Below are 23329 nucleotides of genomic sequence, written 5' to 3' on the forward strand. Positions count from 1 at the left end.
CTCCAGACCGAATCTGGAAGCCTATGAACACGCATCAACTCAAATTGAATCCTGAATGTCGATCGGTCCTGGCCTAGAGCTCTGGTCACCGATCAAGCTCAGCCGGGATGGGTCCTCAGTCGGCTTCGCAAAGCCTGCCGATCGGGGCGCAGGTTGTCGAGATGAGCTATGTCCTCCCGTCCCTGTGCCAATCTTTCGACGAGGGCCCGCGTACCAGCTAACACAAACACACCGCAATCATAAGGGTTGGTTTGCTGGCCTATGCTGGCGTCTTGGATGCTGGCGTTCAACCGTCCTGCCAATATTGCTGCGGGCTCACTGTTCAGTCCTCCGTAAGAGTCGTAGTGATAGGCGAGCGGCCTTTTTCGATCACGGCGATCAACAAGCAGCAGCGACCAATGGGTGCCGTGCCGATTGTGACCCGCAGCGCTGGCATTGTTTACTGGCAGGAATAGGAAGTCGGCTTTATCGCTACCATTCTGGCCACCAATGATGCGCCCGAATGTGAGTTCCGCGGCGCTGCTTTCGCCCTCGCGAAGCAGCTGGGAGACAAGGGGATCCACGAATCGCGTGCGAGCGGCGAGATAGGGATTATTCCTGAGCAGGTCGTGCCCAAGGAGCTCGTAATCCCTGTTTATATGGTCGTCGCTCAGCCACTCCGTGAGACCCAGTACCCGCCCACTACCGTCGTGCGACGAAGTCGGATCCAAAGCGCCGATCTGAGCGCCGGAAGCTGAGGATGTGCGCGGATGATCGATTAACTGAGCATTCCTGGGCCGTTCAGGCCCCCATGTGACCGAGTAGAGCTCACCCTGAAAGCTGTCCTGAAAGCCCTCGCTATATCCGATATCCTCCAGCTCCTGAGGCGCGCCCGATGGCGCCATAAAGAGCGTCGGTCGCGCGGCGGGGCTGGACACCGGCGCCGACTGAGCATCATCACGCATCTCGCGGGGTTGATCCGGCTGAGCAGACGACCACAGCTCTCTCAGCAAATCCCAAGCTCCCTCGGACGGCGTTGCGGGAAGCTCTTGCAGCCCCAGCGCCTCGTTCGCATCGACGACTTGTAGATACTGAGCGAGTCTATCGAGACTCGCAGAGTTGTTTCCCTCGGCGGTAAATTGCGCATGATCCGCTTGCAACGACCGCTGCAGCTGATCACTGCCGCTGCTCCCCTTCTCCTTCGTTTGGAGCCAATCACTAAATTTGCGTTGATGGCTGGCAACATTCTGGACAAGTTTCCTCTGTTCAGGAGTCGAGACGGGCCCAAGTTTGTGCAGTTCGTCTTTTAGTCGATCCTCGATGAGGCGGGTGTCATCGGGATAAGGATGAAGCGAGGCGTGCGATTTGGGCTCGGTGCGCAGGCCTTCGAGGTACTGCTGCAGCCGAGTGAAGCTCATGGACATTTGTCCCGCCGTTTTCGAAAAGGTCTTGTAATCTGCCCGCAACAACTTTCGCTGCCGATCACTGCCGTTGAGTCGGCTCGCTATGCTCCCCTTGTTATTTGTTTGGAGCCAATCACTAAACCTACGTTGATGGCTAGCAGCATTCTGGACACTTTTCTTCTGTCCGCTAGTCGAGTCGGGCCCAAGATTGCGCAGAGAATCTTCCTTTAGGCCTTCGATGATGCGGGCGTCATCGGGATAAGGATGAAACATGATGCGCGATTGGGGCTCGGCGCCTACGTACCGCCGAAGCCTATCGAGACCAGCAGACTTGTTTCCCTCGGCGGTAAATTTCGCATGATCCGCTTGCAACGACCGCTGCAGCTGATCACTGCCGCTGAGTCGACTCGTTATGCTCCCCTTCTCCTTCGTTTGGAGCCAATCACTAAATTTGCGTTGACGGCTAGCAACATTCTGGACAAGTTTCCTCTGTTCAGGAGTCGAGACGGGCCCAAGTTTGTGCAGTTCGTCTTTTAGTCGATCCTCGATGAGGCGGGTATCATCGGGATAAGGATGAAGCGAGGCGTGCGATTTGGGCTCGGTGCGCAGGCCTTCGAGGTGCTGCTGCAGCCGAGTGAAGCTCATGGAAATTTGTCCCGCCGTTTTCGAAAAGGTCTTGTAATCTGCCCGCAACAACTTTCGCTGTTGATCACAGCCGCTGAGTCGACTTGTTATGCTCCCCTTCTCCTTCGTTTGGAGCCAATCACTAAATTTGCGTCGATGGCTAGCTTGACTTGTGACAGTTTTCCTATTTGCGCCCTTGCTCAGCTGTTCAGTGAGGAAGCTATGGATGATCTCGGCGTCGTCGGGATAAGGATGAAGCAGGATACGCGATTGGGGCTCGGCGCCTACGTACTGTCGAAGCCGATTAAGACTCGCAAAGTTGTTTCCCTCGGCGGTAAATTGCGCATGATCCGCTTGCAACGACCGCTGCAGCTGATCACTGCCGTTGAGTCGACTCGTTATGCTCCCCTTCTCCTTCGTTTGGAGCCAATCACTAAATTTGCGTTGATGGCTAGCAACATTCCGGACAATTTTCTTCTGTTCGCTAGTCGAGTCGGGCCCAAGGTTGCGCAGAGAATCTTCTTTTAGGCCTTCGATGATGCGGGCGTCATCGGGATAAGGATGAAGCAGGATGCGCGATTGGGGAAGCCGATTGAGGCTCGCAGAGTTGTTTCCCTCGGCGGTAAATTGCTCGTGTTGACCTGCTACCGCGAACCGTTTGATGGGGCGCTCGTCTTGGGGATGCAGGTCGCTACCGGCAGAGGGGCAAGCACGCTTCCCAAAATCTTTGCGTATTTCTGAATAGACCACGCCGGACGCCGAGCCGTAGGACGACTTTTCTCCACGACCTCCCTCGGAAGAGACCTTCGCCACCGCCGACTTAATACGCGACCACAGCACTCTGCCCTTGTTATTCTTTGCACGCGCGACGGGGGGTGGTTCCGATGACGCTGTTGGGCGCGTACTGCCGAGCCTGCTATTCCGCAGATGGGACTGCGGCGGTATCCGCATCGAAATGCCCATGTCAGTGCGCTGGATATTGCCGTGCACCTGCGGCTGCGGCTCAAATCCAGTTTCATTCGCAGGCACGTTGTCTGACTGTTGCCTCAGCCACGACTGCTCTTGCAACGCGGTCTCGTCCCCACCGAGAGCGCCACGATGCGGTAGCGGGCGTAAACCAGACTGCCCTCCAACCGCGACCGTGTCACGCGAGACATCAGCCGCGACGGACTCGTTGCAAGTGGAGCCAGCACCTTCATCTTCTCGGCCGGAGGGCACCGGCTCCAGGGCAGAATGGAACGGTCGGCCTCCTTGTCCAGGCGCAGAACCAGGGCATCCATCGATTTCTTCAGTGCTGTCGGCTCCAAACTCCGGCATTTGCGAACTACCGCAGCGACGAATGCCATCCATAATCCACCTCAATGTGAGCGAGAGACTGCAATTACGCCCGGCGTTCCCTTTGTAACATGCTGCCAGCATTACTCGTCGCAAACACTGGTCTATGCATCGTACTGGCAACACGCCCAGACCCACAGAAAACGAGGCAGCGGTTGATGCAGAGCAGATCTCTCATCTCCTTGGAGCCGACCAGAAGCAAATACACTTTCGATATTGGGTCATCTGAAAGTAATATGCCTTTCGGTCGCGATCGCTCAAGCGTTGCTACGGTTGCGTTTCGATCCAGGAAATGCGCCCCAAGAAGCTGTCTTTACCAAACAGAAGGCTTGGCCGAACAAATGCGTCAGCGACTGGATGTGAAAAATTCAATGGCTTACTGGTTGCGTTTCAGGGATGATCCGGCCGGCCCAATGCGATCCTCACGGATCAGGGTTCGGAACTCGCCACCGCGGCCCGCGACGGAAACGAAGCCCAGATCGCTGAGACTGCACAGGCGCTCGGCCAGGCGATCGTCGATGCGCTGATCGAGGCATTCGATGGTCTCGCCGGCGACGAATGAGCCCCGCTTGGGCGGCACGACTGGCTGCGCCACCGGCAAGGATTAAGTCGATTGCGCCAATGCCTCCGAGGGCGAATTTCTGAAACCGAAGCCCGTCTCCCAGATAGCCGGTTGGCATCGTTTCAAAGTGCAGGTGGCTTCTGGAGGGGTCGATGAATCCGAGCAGTTGCGGGTCATCAAGGAAGATATCGATGTCATGGCTTTCGCGATGGCCAATCTGGATCATCGCCGTTCCGCCGCCAAATGACCATTCAAAGTCATCGCCCCCGGCATTCTCGCGAAGCTGGTCGATCAGGTCGATAGCAATGCGAAAAACCCGCCGCCATTCGGACGGGCGTCGGCTATCACGTCCACCCATTACGCCGCGAGTGGATAACTCTCGCCGGACCAGGCAGAGAACTTGGCGGCAAAAGCCTTCAGGTCCTCAACCGCGATGTGGTGCGCGGTTGCGAACTCGACTTGCTGAGCGAGAGGAACCTCGCCGAGCAAGGCGCTGACATGACCGGGATGCTGCTTGGCCAGCTCGATATCAGCAAGGCAATGCGCCAGCGCCGCGTCGTCCAGTTGATCACTGTAGGGCGCGTTCACCGTCGTCAAGACTGAACCCAGATGCTTGCTCATCATGTGTGCAAGATAGTCATTTCAGGCTTGTCGCACAAGTTGCCGCCCTCTTCCGCACCATCGGCTCAGCGTTGTTCTCGTGACCCAAATCAGCCAGAATCGCCCGCCAAAATCTGCCGACGACGACGTACGGCGTTCCCTTGACGAAAAAAGCGCGGATTTCCCACCCGGCCGGAGCCCGAGAATGACCGAGCAAAAACCCGTCCGCCTGCCCGACACCGCTTCCGTCGAGACCGTGCTAGCGGGTTTAGAGCCGCACTTGGCCGACGTCGAACTCTCCGCTGCCCTGAACAAGGCCTTTCCGGGCTTCGTCTTCACCGTCGCGACCATCGACGATCCATACTGGTGCAACCCTCACGACGTTGTCGCTGCCGACGGCACCCGCCTGGGCGACCATCGCGCCTGGGTCGAGCATGAATTGGCCGAGGTAGGCGGTGACCTCAACGCATTCTGGAACCGGCATCGCCAGAGCGGGGAAAAATTCGCCGAATGGCGCGGCACCACCACCTTCGTCTTTGCCCCGACCGGTCCCGGCGTCGCCGACTTCGTGCAGGTCTCGCTCGGCCGCGAGATCGAGTTTTTAACTGGCCCGGTGATCGAGCCCGACTGTCGCCCCCGCAACGTCGACGATCTGTTTGAGCCGACCTGGGTTTTGCGCGGTTCCGCGGTCGAGACACAACAGCTCGCAGGGCCAGTCTACCGGCTGCGCGGCCGTTCCGGCGGCGGCATCGCCAATCCCGACTGGTTCGATTTCGTGCCGCGCGAAAGCCGCTTTTTTGTTGCCTCGGGGCGATCGAGTGCCGCCGCCGACCGCATCTTTGCGCACCGACATCCACGACCTCGAGGATCGCGCGCCTGTGTGACCGCCCTCGAACTTCAATAGTGGAAGGGCAGGCCTCATATCTTCGAACAGGGCTTCCCTTGTTCTTAGAAAAAATGAACAAAACCTCGGACTGTATGGCCTTCACTCCGAGCTTTCGTATCAATGTCCGGACCCTATTCCCAGCGGCAAATTGCCCACGCTCTCCTGAGCGCGCGCGGCATCGTGCGCCTCGTAGAACTGCGCGATGCCGGAGTGACTGCCGCTACTGTGAGCCGTATGGAGCGGGATGGCGAGGTGCTCCGACTCGCACGGGGGACTCTACCAGCTCTCCGACGTGCCGCTCGACGCCAATCATACCCTGGCCGAGGCTGCCAAGCGCGTATCCAAGGGCGTCGTTTTCGTCGGTCCTCGCATTCCACGGCTTGACCGATCAGTTTCACAGGCAGGTGTGGCTGGCGATCGGCCGGAAGGACTGGGCCCCAACTCTGACAGCCCGCCAATTCGCATCGTTCGTTTCAGCGGGCACCTACTCACTGAAAGGGGTCGAAACTCACGTCGTCGAGGGCGTGTCCGTAAGGGTTTTCGGCGTCGCCAAAACGATCGCGGACTGTTTCCGATGTCGCAACAAGATTGGCCTGTCGGTGGCCATCGAGGGGCCTCCAAGAGGCGCTCCGTCAACACAAGGCCACGGTCGGCGAAATCGCCAGACAGGCCGCGGAAGAGCTCGCAATTTGTAACGGCCTCGATAAGTGGCACGGCTGAACCGCCGACGCCGAGTGATGAACTGGATGCTGTAGCACCTGCCGAACGAAGGAGCGCCGGGGCTCACGGCAGCGTCGCCGCGTTGGTCGTGAGGCGCAGGCCGTGCATCGCCGCGTGACTACGCTCATGGATATCGGCGTGCGCCAGACAGCCGAGGGCCTTGAGTTTCTATTATGGTCAGATCCATTTTGAATACGGGGTGAGCGCCGCCGCACAATGACTGACCGCCCTCCCCCACCGCTCCGATTTCGATAATTGAGCGGCGGGCGCAACTGTTATGGAGCGTCACGTGGCTGAGACACGCTACGTCGGTGAAGTCGGTCTTTGATGCCGGCCCGCGCTTCTACAAGTCGCTAAATGTCCAAAACATGTGTTCCGCGGCGTGCTTGAGCGATGCGCAGAAGCCGGTGGCAAGATTTTCACGGTCTACATTGTGAGGAGCGTTCCAGCGGCGCTCGAGCTGATCGAACAATATCTCCCGCAGGATCGCGACGCCGTTGTGCTTCACTGGTTCACGGGAAGCAAGAGCGAGGCTCGACGTGCGACGACGCTCGGCTGCCATTTCTCCGTCAATGCCGATATGACCCGCTCCGACCGCGGCCGCTCCTTCGTCGCGGGTCGCGGACGATGCGGTCACGACGGCGGTAAGATCGAACGTTCGCTCTCACCGATGCCTCTCAAGGCCTAGCAAAATTGTGATCTTTGTGCTACACATTTCGTTGATCTGTAGCACGAAGGTGGCAAATGCCCACTCCACACAACCCTCCTGCTGCGGTGCGGCGTGCACTGCGCAAGCTTGGGGCGGACATCCATGATGCCCGTCGACGCCGACGGCTGCCGATGGCGGTCGTAGCCGAGCGCGCCTTCACGTCTCGCTCGACATTGCAAAGGGTCGAAGCCGGGGACACCAACGTCAGCGTCGGCATTTATGCCGGCGTCCTGCAGGCGCTTGGCCTGCTCGACGGCCTGAGCCAGGTCGCCGACATCAGCAACGACAGGATCGGCCAAGCCCTCGCCAGCGCCGATCTGCCTAAGCATGTCCACCTCAAGCGGCCAACCGAATCTCCTCGCGATGACTGACTTCGAGGTCCATGTCGATTTGGACGGCCGCACACGCCCGGTCGGACTGGCGAGGAGCAATCGCGTCCGGGGCACCGAGACCATCCTGTTCGAGTATGACGGCGCATGGCTTGAGGACCCGGACCGCTTCTCCCTGGGGCCAGCCCTTGCTCTGACCCGTGGCGCCTTCGCCCCTCCTGCCGGTCTTGCGACTTTCGGCTCCATCGGTGACTCAGCGCCGGATACCTGGGGACGGCGCCTCATGCAGCGCGCCGAACGCCGTCTCGCCGATCGGGAAGGCCGCGCGGTTCGCACGCTTGTAGAAAGCGACTACCTCCTCGGCGTCGCCGACGAGACCAGGCTTGGCGCACTCCGATTCCGCTTGGTTAGCGAAGAGATTTTCCAAGCGCCAATCCGTGCGGGCGTTCCTGCCCTGATCGAGCTTGGCCGATTGCTCCAGATCACCGAACGGGTTCTCTGGGACGAGGAAACGGATGAAGACCTGCAGGTCATCTTTGCCCCAGGCTCCTCCCTTGGCGGTGCCCGCCCGAAGGCGTCGGTTGTCGACCAACATGGCCACCTCTCCATCGCGAAATTCCCGAAGGGGACCGACGACTACAGCATTGAGACCTGGGAAGAGATCGCGCTGCGGCTGGCCGGACAGGCTGGTATCGCCACTCCCCAACACGAGTTGATAGATGTCGCTGGCAAGGCGGTCATGCTGTCGCGACGCTTCGACCGTAATGGTGCGATCCGTATCCCATTCCTGTCGGCGATGGCGATGGTGGGCGCCAAGGACGGCGAGCGCGGCAGCTATCCGGAGATCGTCGATGCCCTTGCTCAACACGGGGCTCACGGAAAGATGGATGCCCATGCCCTCTATCGGCGTGTCGTCTTCAACGTGCTGATCTCCAACGTCGACGACCACCTCCGTAATCACGGTTTCCTGTGGCTTGGAAAGGCGGGTTGGTCTCTCTCGCCGGCATACGACCTCAATCCCGTTCCGACCGATCTCAAGGCCCGGATGCTGACGACGAGCATCGATCTCGATGAGGGCACCTGTTCGCTCGATCTGCTGGAAGCCGCGTCGGAGTTTTTCGCGCTCACACTGCCGCAGGCCCGCGCAATAGTCAAAGAAGTTGCGACTGTGACCGCAACCTGGCGCGATACCGCCAAGGCGGTCGGCGCCCGCCCAGCTGAGATCAACCGCATGGCCAGCGCCTTCGAACACGACGATCTCAAGCGGGCGCTGGCGCTATGACGAGGACATTTCTTCACAGCTTGGGGCCCCCGGCAGCGAGCCCCGCCACCGGCACCATCGTCGACCTGGAAGTCTCAGACATCGAGGACGCCGGCATTCGGAAAATGCTGCAGACAGCCGCGACAAGGCCGAGCGCGTGGACTGATACTGCCTGGCTCCTGTGCGGCGATTGCCCGAACCCATTGGGGCTCCGGCCAACTCGCCAGCCTCGTGGGGCGCCAGCCGGCTATCTCCACTCCCCGCTCGGCGCGCGCTTCTCCCCATAACCCCGAGCATACAACCCCTTCGGCGGCCAGTTCAGGCAATGGTGTCCACGCCACCATTAACGCAAGCTGAGTTAGAGCTTCTGCGTAAGCTCTCAGTATGCGGCGCAAAGAATTTTGGTGAATCCGTCGGTCTCGCATCTGCTGCGCCACTTGGGGGAGGACGCGGGAGGCACGCTGCAGTCCATCTATCATCAAAGCGACGCCCCGGCCGACTTCCTGTTCCTGCCGGTGAACAACGGCACTGCCACGCGCGCCGGCACCCATTGGTCGCTGCTGTTCGTCGATGGCCGCAACCCGCAAAGCCGGGTCGCCTATCACTACGACTCCCTCCAGCAAGCAGGATACAACGACGCGCCTGCACGGCAGCTGGCAGAAGGGCTGACCGCCACCCTGGCGCCGGCCCGCATGCCGCGATAGTCGAACGATCATGATTGCGGTGTGTTTGTGGTCGACGGCACCTGGGCGCTGGTTCAACGACTGCTCGACGGGGAGCGGCCGGACCACGAGCCGCTGCACCTCGACAACCTCGTCGTCGATCGGCAGGCGCTGCAAAACCGGTTGACGAGGCTCTGATTTGGATTGGGGAAACGGGCGGCCGACGCAGTCGATTTGGCCGGACACCAGGTCCTGCTGCGGGTACTCGTCTGCTCCGCAGCTCGTCCGACCGGGGCGCTTGAACCCAACGAGCAGAACCCGCCAGGGAACCATCGGTCGGGCGCAAGCCGTAGCCGATTCACGGAGCTTCTCTGGCTTGGCATGTGAAGGTCGCCGCATGGGCCGTGGCCGGCTCACGACGGGACAGTGGCGCGTCTCCAGACACGGCCGGTCCAACACGCCTACGTTGTTGGCGCGGCACGTTGAAGCCGTCAGGTTCTCGACAGCTTTCCCATGTCAGATCAAAGCCCAGCTTCAAACGGGTTTAGATTGCTGAAAGTGAGAACGGATGGAATTCCCCTCGACCAAGCGGGTACGTGGACAATCGGACATCGCGGGCCCGCGAGAGAGCTCACCTGCGGCTCGGTCCGCAGGTGCGGCGACCTTTGCGCGGCAACTGAGCGAGATCGCCAATTCAGGTGCAGGTGGTGGACCAATGCCGGCCGCCTCGGCGCCACAGCCGGCTCAGGCAACAGGGATTTTGACATGGCGCAGCAAGCAGCCTCTTCATGCCGAGGATGCTCCCCTTATTCTCGGGCTCAAGGAGGTTCTCCTTAACGGTGGTGCGGCCGAACATACCGCCAGGGATCATGTAAATATTCTTCTCCGTTTTGGCCGCTGGCTCTTCAAAAATAACAAAAAGCCTATTGGCGCTCGGCTCGACACCGTGTCGCTGACCGATGATGCGCACGAGTTCAGCGGAAACCCCACGAAGCTCCTGACGGCAATAGAGCATCTCCGGACCTGGCAGTTGACGGGCGGAGTCGTGCCGATCGCAGGCCGCGCACAGCTGAATCCTCACCCCGAAGACGTGGCTCTCATCAAAGAATATAGAAACGAAGCGGCGACTGAGACCGGAAGAAGGGATGCAAGTGCGCTTAGGAGCTTCAGTGACTATCTGCGTCAAAACAACAAGAAGGGCATAGCTGGTCGGCTTTCCGGCAAGGCGTTGGATGAGGATCTCACGAGCTATAAGGACGAGGCCGATGATCGGAACATCGGTGCCGCACTGGCTCATCTGCGAAAGTCGCAGGCCGGCGCCAAGGCCATGGAGCTCGAGCGCCGTATTCCCCCTGTTCCTGATCCCGAAGACGTCCCCCCGGCCGAGCCGACGCAGTTCGGCGAGACCGATGGGCAGCACTACGCGTCTCAGGACGCGTGCAGCTGGCCAAAGGAGCTTCCCACGGGAGGCTACGATGCTGTGCTTTTGGGACTGATGGACCAACCGGACCCCTCGCCCGCAGCGCCGCAGCCGGCTCAGTCAACTCAGCTTTTGAGAACTCTCAGCAACCGCCCTCTTCATAACGCAGATGCTGAGCTTATGTCAGGGTTTGTGACCGCCCTCGAGAGCAACGGCGTCGAGCGCGCCGCCACAATCCACGTAAGTACTCTCCTCAGCTTTGGCCACTGGCTCTTCACAAACAATAAACCTCCTATTAGCGACCGGCTCGACAAGCAGTCGCTGACCGATGATGCGCGCGAGTTCATCCAAAAGCGCAGTCCCGAGACACTCCGCACGGCTATGAGCCATCTCCGAACCTGGCAGTCGACGGGCGGAGTCGTGCCGATCGCCGGCCACGCTGATCCGACTCGCGAAGACGCAGCTCTCATAAAAGAGTACAGAAAGGAAGCAGCGACAAACACCGTCAGGAAGTATTCTACTGTCCTTCGGGGCTTCAGTGACTACTTGCGTCAAGCCAACAAGAAGGGCATTGCTGGTCGGCTTTCCAGCAAGGCGTTGGATGTAGATGCCAAGGAGTATAGGAAGGACGCCGGCGGTGATCGGAGCATCGGTCCCGCACTGGCTCATCTACGGAAGTCGCAGGCCGGCGCTAGAGCGATGGAGCGCGAGCGCCATATTGTCCCCATTCCTGATCCGCAAAACGCGCCACCGGTGGAGACGATGTGGGTCGGCGAAGCCGCTGGGCAGCACAGTGCGCCTCAGGACGTTGGCAGTTGGCCAAAGGAGCTTGCCGCGGAAAGGCACGGCCAGGATTTAAGATCGGGGCCGATGGACGAACCGGGGCCCTCCGCGTCGGTGTCGCAGCCTGCTCGGTCAACTGAGCGTCGCAGTAAGGGCCCTCTTCACCCCGATGATGCTGAGCTTATTTCAGGGCTTGAGAAGGCCCTCATCAATGCCTCCGAGCACACCGTAAGAGACTATGTACGCTCGCTTCTCAGCTTTGGCCGCTGGCTCTCCGCGAACAATAAAGATCCCATTAAAGAGCGGCTCGGCAACCAGTCACTGACCGATGACGCGCGCGAGTTCATGGGAGAGCGTAACCCCAAGTCACTCATTGCGGCAATGGGTCATCTCTGGACCTCGCAGTCGACGGGGGGCGTCGTGCCGATCGCAGGCCGCACTGAGCTGAATCCTTATCCCCAGGACGGGGCTCTCATCAAAGAGTATAAAAACGAAGCAGCGACGGATGCCAGCAAGAGGAATGCAACTGCCCTCAGGAGCTTCAGTGACTACCTGCGTCAAAACGACAAGAAGGGTATTGCCGGTCGGCTTTCCGGCAAGGCGTTGGACAGAGATGCCAAGAGCTACAAGCACTATGCCGGTGGCGATGTAAGGATAGGGTCCGCACTGGCCCATCTTCGAGAGTCGCAGGCCGGCACCAAGGCGATGGAGCGCGAGCGCCATATTCCTCCCGTTTCTGGCCCCGAAGACGCGGCATCGACGGAGCCGATGGGGGTCGGCGGGCCTGCTGGGCAGAACAGCGCGTCGCAGGACGCTGGCAGTTGGCCGAAGGAGCTTGCTGCGGAAGGCTACGGCCAGGATTTGAGTTCGGTGCCAATGGATGAACCGGACCTCTCGTCCTCAGCGCCGCCGCCGCCTCGATCGGCAGGGCTTCGCAGCAAGCAGCCTCTTTATCCGCAGGATGCTGAGCTTATCAGGGGGCTTGAGGGCTCTCTCATCGAAGGCGGGGCCACGGAAGGCACCGCGAAACTCTATGTGCGTCTTCTTCGCAGCTTTGGCCACTGGCTCTTTAAAAACAATAAGACGAGCATCGTTGCTCAGCTCAACAACAACTCGCTCGCCGATGGTGGTGAGGTACTTGAATTCGTAGGAACGGGTGATCCCCGGAGACTCCGCACGGCAATAGGTCATCTCGAGACCTCGCGAGCGACGGGCGGAGCCGTGCCGATCGCGGGCCGCGCTAAGCCGCTCCAGATCCTTCCCGCAGACGAGACATCGCTCGAGCCGATCCGGGCCGGCGACACCGCTACGCAGGACAGCGCGTGGCAGGACGCTGGCAGTTGGCCAAGGGAGCTTCCCGCGGGAGCCCACGATGACTTTCCTTTGAGGCCGAAGGACCAAACGGGCGCGTCGTCCTCAGTACTGCGGCCGGGTCTGTCAACGGAGCTTCGCAGAAACCAGAAGCCTCTTCATCCCCAGGATGGAGCTCTTATTTCCGGGTTTGAGAACGACCTCAAGAACAAGGGTGAAGAACGCACCGCCAAGGGCTATGTACGTCGGCTTCGCAGCTTTGGCCACTGGCTGTTCAAGAATGACAAAGCGAGCATTGTTGCCCGGCTCGACAACAAGTCGCTGACCGATGGCGGTGAGGTGCTCGAGTTCACCGGAAATGGTGATCCCAGGAGACTCCTTAACGCAATGGACCGCCTTCGAACATGGCGGTCGACGGGCGGAGTCGAGCCGATCGCAGGCCGCGCTAAGCTGAATGCTGCCCCCGACATCGCCCGCGATCAGAATGTGCGTTTGGGGCTGACGGACGAACCGGGCCCGTCGTGGTCTATCGAGCCAGCCCCGCGCCTTGATCAGCCACCGGATCCTGGAGCGTCCGAGCACCAGCAGTCCTGGCACCAGGGTGCACTTGCCAGGAGCAACCTCCTGCCAAGCCAGGAGCTCCTTATCAACGATGAGCGCGACACGGCTGAAGTGAGGCCAGCGAAGAGGCAGAGGACCCTGGACAATCCGCAAGACGTTGCCGCCGGGCGGCAGCCGAGCGAGATCGCCAATTCAGGCGATCGCCGGCTGACGCCGGCCCCCACCCATCAACCGGGTGCATCGCCAGGGGAGGTGCAGGACATGATGCAAGCCGGACACAGGTCCACCTCACCCTGGTCGCCGCAGATGCCGCTCAACTTTGACTGGAGCATGTGGCCGACGTCGGAACCAGCGCCTTCTCCGGGGCCAAGCACCTCGGAGGAGGACACTTTGACATGGTTGGCCAAGGAGTTGGAGCGGCGCGAGATGGTGACCGGCACGCGGCCGCAGTCCATGATGCCTTCACCGGGGCCAAGCACCTCGAAGGAGGACACTTTGACGTGGTTGGGCAAGGAGTTGGAGCGGCGCGAGACGTTGGCCGGCAGTCGGCCGCAGCCCACAACGCAAGAGACCGCCGTCCTGGAGCTGATGGGGACCGATGACGTCCAGCCCGTCCATCGCGGTCAAGCTTTGCCGATGAGTGCGCCAGCGGCACCGGCTCGCCAACCTGCCTTGCCCGCCATCGCCATGGCGCCAGACACCTACCGCGGTCTTCCGCTGGTTGATGTGACGGCGCCCGCGAGCCCCTCCTCCGATGCTCGGATCGGAGGGTTGGACCAGACAGCCTCGTCCCGTGTCGCCGCGGGCTCGGTGCTCGGCGCCACCGAGTGGCTGAGCGACGCCCATATCCAGAGCGATTATGATTTCCTGGAACAGCAGTTGCAGGGGATCGATCCAGCGCTCGCCGCCCGGACACGGCTGGTGAGCCCGTCGGTCTCGCATCTGCTGCGCCACTTGGGGCCGCAGGGGGCGGAAAGCACGCTGCTCTCCATCTATCATCAAAGCGACGCCCCGGCCGACTTCCTGTTCCTGCCGGTGAACAACGGCACTGCTACGCGCCCCGGCACCCATTGGTCGCTGCTGTTCGTCGATGGCCGCAACCCGCAAGGCCGGGTCGCCTATCACTACGACTCGCTCCAGCAAGCAGGATACAACGACGAGCCTGCACAGCAGCTGGCAGAAGGGCTGACCGCCACCCTGGCGCCGGCCCGCATGCCGCGACAGTCGAACGATCATGATTGCGGTGTGTTTGTGGTCGACGGCACCTGGGCGCTGGTTCAACGACTGCTCAACGGGGAGCGGCCAGACCACGAGCCGCTGCACCTCGACAACCTCGTGGCCGATCGCCAGGCGCTGCAAAACCGGCTGACGAGGCGCCTACCGCACGAGGAGCAACCCCGGCAGACGTCGGATGATGAGGCCGCCTCCTTCGAGCCAGGGGAGCTCACGCTACTGTTGGATGATGAGCCTGCCTCCCCAGCAATGATGGCATTCGAGCCAGGGGAACTCCGGCTTCTGTTGGATGATGAGCCTGCCTCCTCTTCGCCAGGAAGTAATTCGACCCCACATGCGCAAACCGACGCTGTTCACCAGTCAAGCCGGGCGCCGTGGCTCCCCGAACGCAAAACATAACTTTGCGGCGCTCACGGAATTATCGGTGCCGCTGGGCCTGACTAATCGGCTCGCAATCGCGGCGCGTTTCGATCACCTTGAAGCGGCGTCTGATCTCCTCCGGGCTCTCCTGATGTTCCTCGGGCCAGGTTCGACAAACGCCAGAGCCGCCGCGGGCCGGCGGCCCATTCGATGACAATATATTTGAGCTCGATTTCTTCTGCCACGGCTTGCGGGACCGGCCGCTTGCGGGTGAAGGTGCGAACCGACAGGGCGTTTTCCGCCGCAGCCTCGGCCGCCAGTTCATTCTCAGCGGCAGGCTTGCTGAAACGCCTGGCAGAGATTGAACCGATGCGCTCGGGTGCATCCGACTCGTGGAGACACAGCGCATGGATATTGGTTAGGACAAGAGCTAGCCATGTTACCTGCCGCGGCGGGAGATGACATGGCCTCTTGGACGGCCATCCAACTGGACGACAGGATGAGGAGCTGCTCGACCAGCAAGGAAAGGGCGCCCTAGCAGCACCCTCACTTGCGCTTAGTGCGATCATGCCGATGAGGTGCCATGCCTTGAGAGGGCCTCAGTGGCCATTGGCACGTACCTGCGCAATACCCGCCGGGCGGCGCTCGCCACGTAGCGGCGCTACCTTGGTCGACGTCGCAGGCCAAGATCGGGGCCGCCGCCCCCTTGAACAGTGGCTGACCGAGCAGCAGCGGCGTACCGCCTGACCGTCCGATCTCCAGCCCGCAGAACTATCTGGTGCTGGTTCTCCCGTTGCCGGCATGCAAGACAGCCAGTGGCCACGCTGCGATGGAGCTGGCGGCGCGACGCTCAGCTTCTGCCGCGCTCGCCTTCCCAAAACACACATCGCAGGGCGCTGATGGTTCGCTCTGCTTTTGGCCCGCAGAATTCGTCTGCAGGCTTCTTTGCCGAGCTGCACCACCTTCTCCACGGGGCAAAATGAAAGTAGTTCAAACCCGCCGGATACCAGCTGGCACAAGACAAGGTATTGTACCGACCTGGCTCGTGCCCTGCAGGCTCAAGCCGCAAGGCGTGCTTGCAGATTGTTCAGATAGCCTTCTGCATAGTCTTGCGCCATGGAGATCGGCAGATTGATCCCGGCCGTGGCGGCCTCTTCCAGCGCTTGCTTCACGAGCCCATTGCGAATTGCCAGCTTGACTTCGGGGCCAGCGATAAAGCTGAGCGCCTGCCCTCCGATATTGATGCCTGCTTCTAGCAACGCCTGCTTCATATTGCCTCCGGTGATGGCCGTACGGAGAAGATTCGCCGCCTGCGCCTCGCAGGAAAGCGCCATCGACACGGCATCGGCCATTTGCCCAAGAGCCGGAACGAAGCTCAATAGACTCACCGCCGTTGCAGCCCAATCGAGCACTGGCGAGACCACCTTGAGCACGTCGCCGATTGCGTGCATGAATGCCCCGCCATTCTTCTTGGGTGACTTGGTATCAGGCTGATCCGTCCGACCCATCATCATGTCCGAGACCGCGTCCTGGTCCCCGGCGATTTTGGGCGCATGGGTCTTCGATTGCTGAACGGTGCGGTTCGCCGACGACATACTGTCGGAGAAATGCGCAAAGTCATTTTTGCTGATGTTGCCGGAATCGACCGTGTGTCCTCCGCCGAAATCGAAGAACTTATGGTGGGTTTTGTAGCCCGTAATCGAATTGTTGAGCTGACTGAATAGCAAAGGATCTGAGAGTAGATGAGAGGCGGCTTGCTGTAACTTTAGATCGAGGCTCTTGTCCTCCGCCATACTCGCGAGCTTTTCACGAGTCAGATCACCGCTTCCAAAGAAGGCGTCCTGATTGTTCTTGATCGTTTCTATCGTGTCCAGCTCGATGCGCGTCAGGCTCATCGCCGATGAAGCGACTTGAAGAAAGTCCTCTTTGTGGACCTTGTCGATGTTGCCACCATATAATTGCTTCCATTCATTCGGGTGGCTGACGAAGTACTGAGCCGCCGCAATGACCTGAGGCGGACATTTGCCGGTTTTCGCGTCGCCGTCGACGATCTGCTTGAAGTCAGCCACACTCAGGTTCTTGGGCAGGTTTTCGGAGTACCTGTAGAGCTCGCGTAATGCATCGTTACGGGTCATGACCGACGGCTGCGGATCTCCGGTGCTGTCGGATGGAATGTAATTCTGCCCGTAGCTTTGCGCCTGCTTTTCCTGAAATTCGGCAACTTGTGAGTGATGGCCGGAGAATCCGGATAAATCCTTCGCCGTGATCTTGCCGCCGCAGCGGCCATCGCCCTGCGAGCCGATCGCATAAAAAAGCTCTGGATCCTGCTGCAACCCCTGGATCGCCGCTTTCAGATCCGATGGCGTAGAGGGATCATTGGCTTTATCCGACAATGATTCCCAACTGAGCGGGCATAGGTCCTTGTGACGGTTCAGCACCGCTACGATCTGCAACTCGGCAGAGGTGAGCGAGCCCCCGTTCCACGTGATTCTCTCGCTTTTTATGGGCGCCGGCGCAATCGGCGGGGGCTCGATTTCAGAAGACTGCGGCTCCTGATCCATCGCTTCGATTGATGCCCTCATAGCTGGCGGCAGTAGGTCCATTGGGTGGAGACGCAATTCCTCCAACGACGCCTCGGCATCTGACAAAGGCGACTGCGAGGGCTCCTGGACCACTGCTTTCAGCGATGAGAGATTCCGCGGCAACGGGTCCCGGAGCGCGAACTGACCGGCCCTGTCATAATTGGCCACGATCGTGTCAAAGGACGATGCGTTTTGCAGAGTCTGGGCCAACGCGAATATTTGATTTGAGCAATCCTGGACGGACTGCGAGAAAGTGTTGCTGCTATTATTGATTGGCATTGTGGCTCCTCAGACGTGAAAATTGCAGTCCTCCCCTTAGGGGCGACGCCAAAGGTGTTCACGGACATTGACGATTATGAGCATTAGCCGGGTGACCATTCCGCCTCCCATTTGCCATGCTTTAATTGCTCCGCTCCTGTTGGCTCCCAGGTTCAATTCCAGCCCACAATGGCTGGCGATTGCTGGATCCTGAGTCTCCTCATGGCCGGTTCAGCTTTCGAGAATCTGACGAACTCACAACAATCGTTCAGGAGATGTCATTTCTGAGTCGGCTCAGGCTTGCCGCCAACCTCATCCTGTTGCGGCACGTCAGAAGAATAAGAGGCTTCCGGTCTCCCATCGCGCACGACCATGGTGGAGGAGCCCCTGAATAAGATCAGCACCGATTCCTTTGTAGGCGCCGCCGCCGCGCGCGGATGCGCCTGCGCCTCGGCGACCAGGCCGTTGAATGTCTGCTCCACGAGCGCAACGAAGCGAGGGGGACCGGAAACCATGACCAGGCCATTTCCCGGCGCGGGTCTCACGACGTAGCGGTCATCGGAGATGTCGAGCTGATCGAGAGCCGCTTTGAAGGTGTCGAAGCGAAGCGGGGTCAACACAAGCATCCGAGTTTGCGCTTCCTTCGCAGCTGATACGTAGAGGACAAGCCCATCATAGTACCATTGGAGGTCGTACAGCTCGGCCAGGCGGTCGAGGAACTCGCGCGCGGGCAAATCAGGCATACGCCCGCGAATCCGGCCCCTCACCTCGGCGCTGATGTTGACGCTGATATTCAGGTTGTTCCCGAATTCCTGCAACGCGGCAGAGAGATCCTGATCCAGAACCGTATATCTATAGGGCGCCGCGGGAAGCGACAGCGGGACGCCCAGAGTTGTATGGATTCCGGTGAAGAGAAAAAATCCGACACAAAGAAGTCTCTTCAAGTTGTGCAGGATGATGGATAGGTTCAGCGTGCCGTGCATTTCGTCCTGATAAACCAAAGGCCGAAACTCTCACAAGCACTAAAGCGCCACCCGTAACTTTTTAAATGAAGGACGCACTCTCGTCAGCTTGCCGTCAGGTCGCCTCGCTAGGCAGTGACCCGAAAGCGGGTGAAAACCGACTGAATTCATCCCGCGCGAAAGAGAGCAATCGAGTCCTTGCATGATGATGCCTGTCGCGTCGCCCTCTGCCAGCCTTACCGATATTCTTCCCAAGGTCGCTTCACCGTCGTTGGGCGAGCAGGCCCAGTTTGAGCGCGCACTGACGCAGGCCGCCGCCTCTACGAAAAACGATACCGCGCCGGGCCCAGCTGGGGTGACGGCAGTTTCTCCGCATTTGGACGTTGAACGCGCGACTGCGCAGACAACCCTGCGGGGCGACCGCCTGCTCCAGACGGTTTCTTCCCTTTACCGGAACAATGCAGTTACCCCCGCCGGACTTGACCATCAGGTCGGCCTTGAGAAAAACCCTCCACCCGGGCGGGCGCAAAACGTCCCTGGCGTGGGTGAGACAGCAGGAACGCCGGCAGCACATGATTTCGGCTCGATGGTCGCTGATCTACGGGACCTCTATAATGGCGTCACCCAACTTTCCCTGGTTTCCAAAGCTGTGAGCGGCCTGACTTCCTCCGTGAACACGCTGATCAAGCAAGGATAACGGGCGCGCATGATTGGCTTATCCCATAGCGGAATCATGCATAACCGGTTCGGTCAGCGATCACTTCATTTTTTTGTGCTGCCACTTCTGTTTGCTCTGAGTGGCTGCAAGGCCGATCTGTACACGCAATTGCAGGAGCGCGAGGCGAATGAGATGCTTGCAATTCTGATGGACAACGGGGTTGATGCCGTAAGAGTTGCCGCTAAGGATGGGACCAGCACGCTTCAAGTCGACGAAAAGCTGCTTGCATTGTCAATCAACCTCCTGAATGCCAAGGGGCTTCCGCGCCAGTCTTTCAAGAACCTCGGCGAAATCTTCAGTGGATCAGGCCTGATTGCCTCACCGACCGAGGAGCGGGCTCGTTACGTTTATGCCATGAGTGAAGAGTTATCGCGTACCATCAACGATATCGATGGCGTCTTCTCAGTACGTGTTCATGTCGTTTTGCCAAATAACGACCTGTTACGATCGGGTGGTACGCCATCCTCAGCCGCTGTTTTTATCCGGCACGACGCCAAAGTAAATCTCTCACTACTGCTGCCGAAGATTAAGATGCTCGTCGCCGACAGCATCGAAGGCTTGACCTACGAAAAAGTCGAAGTGGTTTTGGTTCCTGTGGAAGCGCCCGAACATGAGCTACGGACTGTTCCGGCGACTGTCTCGGCCGAAGCATCCAGGTCCCTTGCAGCGCCCCTTCTGGCCATCGTGATCGGTGTTGCCGCCGCAATATGCGCAGTGACGTGTCATTTCCTGGCCAGTGTCCTAAGGCATCGGCGCCGGGGATCATCAGGCGCATTGCCCAAGGTCGCTGGCCGTTCGGTGTTTTCGCTGCCAAGGCCATTCGCAAGAAAAATCGGCGATGGTGCGTAGGTAATATTCCCAATGCCGATATCGACGCAGACTTCCGGACGCGATCAGTCGCAATTCCATCCCGTGTGCCTGAGCGATCTTGCTGCTTTAGCGCATCCGACTCGTCTTGCGGCACGTCTTGATCCGGCGTTGTCCGCTGCGACATTGGTGCAGTTGCAGAAGCGCCCCAGGCTGCAGCTAAGACTGGCACAATTGCTGCTTGACGATAAAACGCATTCAAACGGAAGCGGCTGGGAGCCGGATCTTCTGGGCGGACATGATCCGCGTCGGGCTGCTCTCCTGGCCGGCAGTATCTGGCATGCCCGATCGCTGCTGAAACTTGTTTCAAAGCATGACCTGACCGCGCTTATTGAGCATATCGGTGCAGATGTACACGCGTTCGGCGTTCGACATCTGGCGCATGCGATCGCAAGCAGCTTGATCGCCGATCCGGAAGCGCTCGCGCGACACATCGAACACGATGGGCATGCCTGCCTTGGAGCTTGGCTTAATAGCAGTCCGGCGCTTCAGCGTAGCCGCGTGCTTCTGCGATTGCCCGTCGGGACCGCCGCCGAGAACCCCGCGCCCGAACACAGTAAGGCCTCGGGTCAGTTGCTATCGCTTGTGGTGGCACATTTTGAGACGGAGAACCCGGCGATATGACAGTCGATTTTTTCGCAGAGCCCGTTGCGCCGCAGTTGCGCCCGGTCGGGCCGCTAATATCGGCGAGCGAGCTCGAGATCTGGCATGGCGCCGCAGAAGCGCGTGAGGCGGCAGAACGGCATCTGAAGCGGGTTCGCAGCTGGGCACGCGCCGCTTATCAGCGAGAGCGGGAGCGCGGCCGTACCGAAGGCTTGAATGCAGGCAACGAGGAGATGGCCCGGCTGATTGCGCAGGCAGTCTCCGAAGTGGCGCGGCGAAGGGCGGTTCTGGAGCAGGAATTGCCAGAGCTGGTCATGGAGATACTAACCGATCTCGTGGGAGTTTTCGATCCGGGCGAGCTTTTGGTCAGGGCCGTTCGTCACGCGATTGAGCGCAAATATAAGGGCGCGGAAGTTTGCCTTCATGTATGTCCCGCGCAAGTGGACATGCTCGCGCGCGAGTTTGCTGGATGCGACGGATGGGAGGGTCGGCCGAGGGTTCGGATCGATCCGGATCCGACCTTGTTGCCGCAACAGTGCGTGCTGTGGAGCGAGTATGGCAATGTCGATCTTGGACTTGATGCACAGATGCGCGCCCTGCGCCTCGGCTTTAGGTCGTATTCTGAGGACGGCGAAGGGTGATCAGGCCGGTACCTCAGCATAGTAAGCTCGCTGGTGGCCGGGCGCCCGATCCGGCGATCTCGTCCTTGAGGTCTACAGCAAAGGAAATCGACACCCGTGTCGTGCACGGCCGGATCACGCGGGCTGTCGGTACGCTGGTCCATGCCGTTTTGCCAGATACTCGGATTGGAGAACTTTGTCTGCTGCAGGACACCCGAACCGGCCTTTCGCTCGAAGCCGAGGTGATCGGTTTGTTGGACAATGGGGTGTTGCTCACACCGATCGGTGACTTGGTGGGTCTGTCCAGCCGCGCAGAGGTCGTGTCCACCGGACGAATGCGTGAAGTGCCAGTCGGCCCCGAATTGCTTGGCCGTGTGATAGACAGCCGTTGCCGCCCACTCGACGGCAAAGGCGAAGTCAAAACCGCCGAAACTCGTCCGCTGCACGGCAGTGCGCCCAACCCAATGAAAAGGCGGATGGTTGAGCTGCCGTTCCCGCTCGGGGTCCGTGCCCTAGATGGTCTTCTCACATGCGGCGAAGGTCAGCGGATCGGAATTTACGGCGAGCCTGGTTGTGGCAAGTCGACATTATTGTCGCAGATCGTAAAAGGTGCCGCCGCCGACATTGTCATAGTCGCGCTCATAGGCGAGCGCGGACGCGAAGTTCGTGAATTCATCGAGCGGCATCTTGGGGAGGAGGGCCTGCGCCGTACGGTCGTTGTCGTTGAAACCTCCGACCGCTCGGCAGTGGAGCGGGCGCAATGTGCTCCTATGGCGACCGCGCTCGCGGAATACTTTCGCGAGCAAGGGCTACGCGTCGCGCTTATGTTGGACTCGCTAACGCGTTTCTGCCGCGCCATGCGCGAAATAGGCCTTGCTGCGGGCGAGCCGCCGACCCGGCGGGGCTTTCCTCCCTCCGTTTTTGCCATGCTGCCAGGCCTGCTGGAACGTGCTGGCATGGGCGAGCGCGGCTCCATCACGGCGTTCTACACGGTACTTGTCGAAGGTGATGGCACAGGCGATCCAATCGCCGAGGAATCGCGCGGCATCCTCGACGGTCATGTCGTCCTCTCGCGTGCTATCGCGGCGCGATCGCATTTCCCCGCCATCGATGTACTGCAGAGTCGCAGTCGCGTAATGGATGCGGTCGTTTCTGGGACACATCGCAAGGCAGCATCGTTCTTCCGTGACCTCCTCTCTCGGTACGCCGAATCCGAGTTTTTGATCAATGTCGGCGAATACAAGCAAGGCGGCGACCCGCTGACTGACCGGGCAGTCGCCACGATTGGCGACTTGCGGGAATTTCTCCGTCAGAGCGAAGACGAGCCGTCGGATTTTGAGGAAACGATCGCATGGATGTCGCGTCTGACCGCGTGAATCGCGTTCACGTTTCGAGGTTACGGCTTCTGAAGGATATGCAAGAGCGTAGTGCCCTTAGGGAACTTTCCATGAAGGAAGCCCAGCGCCATATGGCCACCTTAGCCGTAGAGAATGCCTCCCAAGAGCTTGCAATAGTACAGCATCATTGCGCACGGACCCAAGCGGCACTCTACCAGGAACTGATGTCGCTCGACACGTTGACCAGCGCAGCACTCGACCATCATCACCTTCAAATTGAGCGGCTTGCGGCCAAGCTAACGTCCAGCCACCAGGTGGTCGATGATGCGCGCATCGCTGAAGAAAAAGCCGAGGCAGCGGCGTCTGAGAAGAGGGCTGTGTGGGTCAAACGTTCGACCGCAAAGCACAAATGGCAACAAATCGAGGACGACGTTCGACGCGCCTTCGATACTCATTCGGAGGCCGCAAGCGAGATGGAGGCCGACGATGAGGCATCGGTTCGGCATGGAAGGGTCTCGCTGGCCGAGGCACCCAGAACCGATAAACCGCGGGCTCTGTGAATGACGCTATCGTGCAGCTTAGAGCCGCTTCGGTAATCACTGTGGTCAGACCTGCTATCTTCGAACCAGGGCTAACATTGTCCC

The 23329-nt window shown here is 59.9% G+C and carries 18 protein-coding genes and 1 pseudogene; 14 read left to right on the top strand and 5 right to left on the bottom strand.

From position 1 onward, the window contains the following. Nucleotides 1-98 precede the first annotated feature (98 nt). The 3 genes from H0241_RS19380 to H0241_RS19390 form a co-directional block, all read right to left on the bottom strand. Entirely contained in the window at nt 99-3074 is a 2976-nt protein-coding gene (locus H0241_RS19380) for a Ulp1 family isopeptidase (protein ID WP_181059217.1), read from the bottom strand. A 643-nt stretch (nt 3075-3717) separates the two neighbouring features. After that, nucleotides 3718-3942 (bottom strand): hypothetical protein, encoded by a 225-nt coding sequence (locus H0241_RS19385; protein ID WP_181059218.1) that lies wholly within the window; start codon nt 3940-3942, stop codon nt 3718-3720. A 318-nt stretch (nt 3943-4260) separates the two neighbouring features. Next, nucleotides 4261-4524: a hypothetical protein gene (locus tag H0241_RS19390; RefSeq protein WP_027038970.1), complete on the bottom strand. Its 264-nt coding sequence runs from the start codon at nt 4522-4524 to the stop codon at nt 4261-4263. A 79-nt stretch (nt 4525-4603) separates the two neighbouring features. On the opposite strand from H0241_RS19390, the gene H0241_RS19395 reads away from it, so the two are divergent. From H0241_RS19395 to H0241_RS35715, 8 genes and pseudogenes are all read left to right on the top strand, one after another. After that, entirely contained in the window at nt 4604-5407 is an 804-nt protein-coding gene (locus tag H0241_RS19395; protein ID WP_181059219.1) for a hypothetical protein, read from the top strand. 102 nt (nt 5408-5509) lie between these two features. Then, nucleotides 5510-6109 (top strand): annotated as a pseudogene (locus H0241_RS19400) (type IV toxin-antitoxin system AbiEi family antitoxin domain-containing protein). A 382-nt stretch (nt 6110-6491) separates the two neighbouring features. Beyond that, the gene (locus H0241_RS36400; RefSeq protein ID WP_407941761.1) at nt 6492-6797 is read left to right on the top strand and encodes a TatD family hydrolase; all 306 of its coding nucleotides are present in this window, start codon (nt 6492-6494) and stop codon (nt 6795-6797) included. Between the two features lie 56 nt (nt 6798-6853). Further along, the gene (locus tag H0241_RS19410) at nt 6854-7189 is read left to right on the top strand and encodes a helix-turn-helix domain-containing protein (RefSeq protein ID WP_181059220.1); all 336 of its coding nucleotides are present in this window, start codon (nt 6854-6856) and stop codon (nt 7187-7189) included. Next, nucleotides 7182-8429 carry a type II toxin-antitoxin system HipA family toxin gene (locus H0241_RS19415; protein WP_181059221.1) on the top strand — a complete coding sequence of 416 codons (1248 nt, stop codon included), beginning with the start codon at nt 7182-7184 and terminating at the stop codon, nt 8427-8429. The genes H0241_RS19410 and H0241_RS19415 overlap by 8 nt, the downstream gene beginning before the upstream one ends. 383 nt (nt 8430-8812) lie before the next feature. Then, on the top strand, nt 8813-9112 hold the full coding sequence (locus H0241_RS19420) for a hypothetical protein (protein ID WP_181059222.1): 300 nt from the start codon (nt 8813-8815) through the stop codon (nt 9110-9112). Nucleotides 9113-9133: 21 nt separating this feature from the next. Next, the gene (locus H0241_RS36130; RefSeq protein ID WP_268926421.1) at nt 9134-9268 is read left to right on the top strand and encodes a hypothetical protein; all 135 of its coding nucleotides are present in this window, start codon (nt 9134-9136) and stop codon (nt 9266-9268) included. 517 nt (nt 9269-9785) lie between these two features. Continuing rightward, nucleotides 9786-14777 (top strand): Ulp1 family isopeptidase, encoded by a 4992-nt coding sequence (locus tag H0241_RS35715; RefSeq protein ID WP_235984360.1) that lies wholly within the window; start codon nt 9786-9788, stop codon nt 14775-14777. 1019 nt (nt 14778-15796) lie between these two features. On the opposite strand, the gene H0241_RS19430 is transcribed toward H0241_RS35715, so the two are convergent. Further along, nucleotides 15797-17599: an HrpF/NolX family T3SS translocon protein gene (locus H0241_RS19430; RefSeq protein ID WP_181059223.1), complete on the bottom strand. Its 1803-nt coding sequence runs from the start codon at nt 17597-17599 to the stop codon at nt 15797-15799. Nucleotides 17600-17856: 257 nt separating this feature from the next. Continuing rightward, complete coding sequence (locus H0241_RS19435) at nt 17857-18561, bottom strand: secretin N-terminal domain-containing protein (RefSeq protein WP_181059352.1); 705 nt, start codon at nt 18559-18561, stop codon at nt 17857-17859. Nucleotides 18562-18742: 181 nt separating this feature from the next. Here H0241_RS19435 and H0241_RS19440 point away from each other — a divergent pair, with 181 nt between their 5' ends. The 6 genes from H0241_RS19440 to H0241_RS19465 are packed head-to-tail and all read left to right on the top strand — an operon-like array spanning nt 18743 to nt 23245. Then, entirely contained in the window at nt 18743-19237 is a 495-nt protein-coding gene (locus H0241_RS19440; RefSeq protein ID WP_181059224.1) for a nodulation protein NolB, read from the top strand. A 9-nt stretch (nt 19238-19246) separates the two neighbouring features. Further along, nucleotides 19247-20107, top strand: a complete 861-nt coding sequence (gene sctJ / locus H0241_RS19445; protein ID WP_181059225.1) for a type III secretion system inner membrane ring lipoprotein SctJ — start codon at nt 19247-19249, stop codon at nt 20105-20107. Nucleotides 20108-20119: 12 nt separating this feature from the next. Beyond that, nucleotides 20120-20749, top strand: a complete 630-nt coding sequence (locus H0241_RS19450) for a nodulation protein NolU (RefSeq protein WP_181059226.1) — start codon at nt 20120-20122, stop codon at nt 20747-20749. Beyond that, on the top strand, nt 20746-21369 hold the full coding sequence (sctL, locus tag H0241_RS19455) for a type III secretion system stator protein SctL (RefSeq protein ID WP_027038906.1): 624 nt from the start codon (nt 20746-20748) through the stop codon (nt 21367-21369). The genes H0241_RS19450 and sctL overlap by 4 nt, the downstream gene beginning before the upstream one ends. Continuing rightward, the gene (gene sctN / locus H0241_RS19460) at nt 21366-22724 is read left to right on the top strand and encodes a type III secretion system ATPase SctN (protein ID WP_328824757.1); all 1359 of its coding nucleotides are present in this window, start codon (nt 21366-21368) and stop codon (nt 22722-22724) included. Before sctL ends, sctN begins: the two co-directional genes overlap by 4 nt. Next, nucleotides 22700-23245, top strand: coding sequence for a hypothetical protein (locus H0241_RS19465; RefSeq protein ID WP_181059227.1), 546 nt, complete (start codon nt 22700-22702; stop codon nt 23243-23245). The genes sctN and H0241_RS19465 overlap by 25 nt, the downstream gene beginning before the upstream one ends. Nucleotides 23246-23329 lie beyond the last annotated feature (84 nt).

The sequence above is a fragment of the Mesorhizobium neociceri genome, assembly GCF_013520985.1.
In the GTDB taxonomy this organism is placed as follows: Bacteria; Pseudomonadota; Alphaproteobacteria; order Rhizobiales; family Rhizobiaceae; genus Mesorhizobium; species Mesorhizobium neociceri.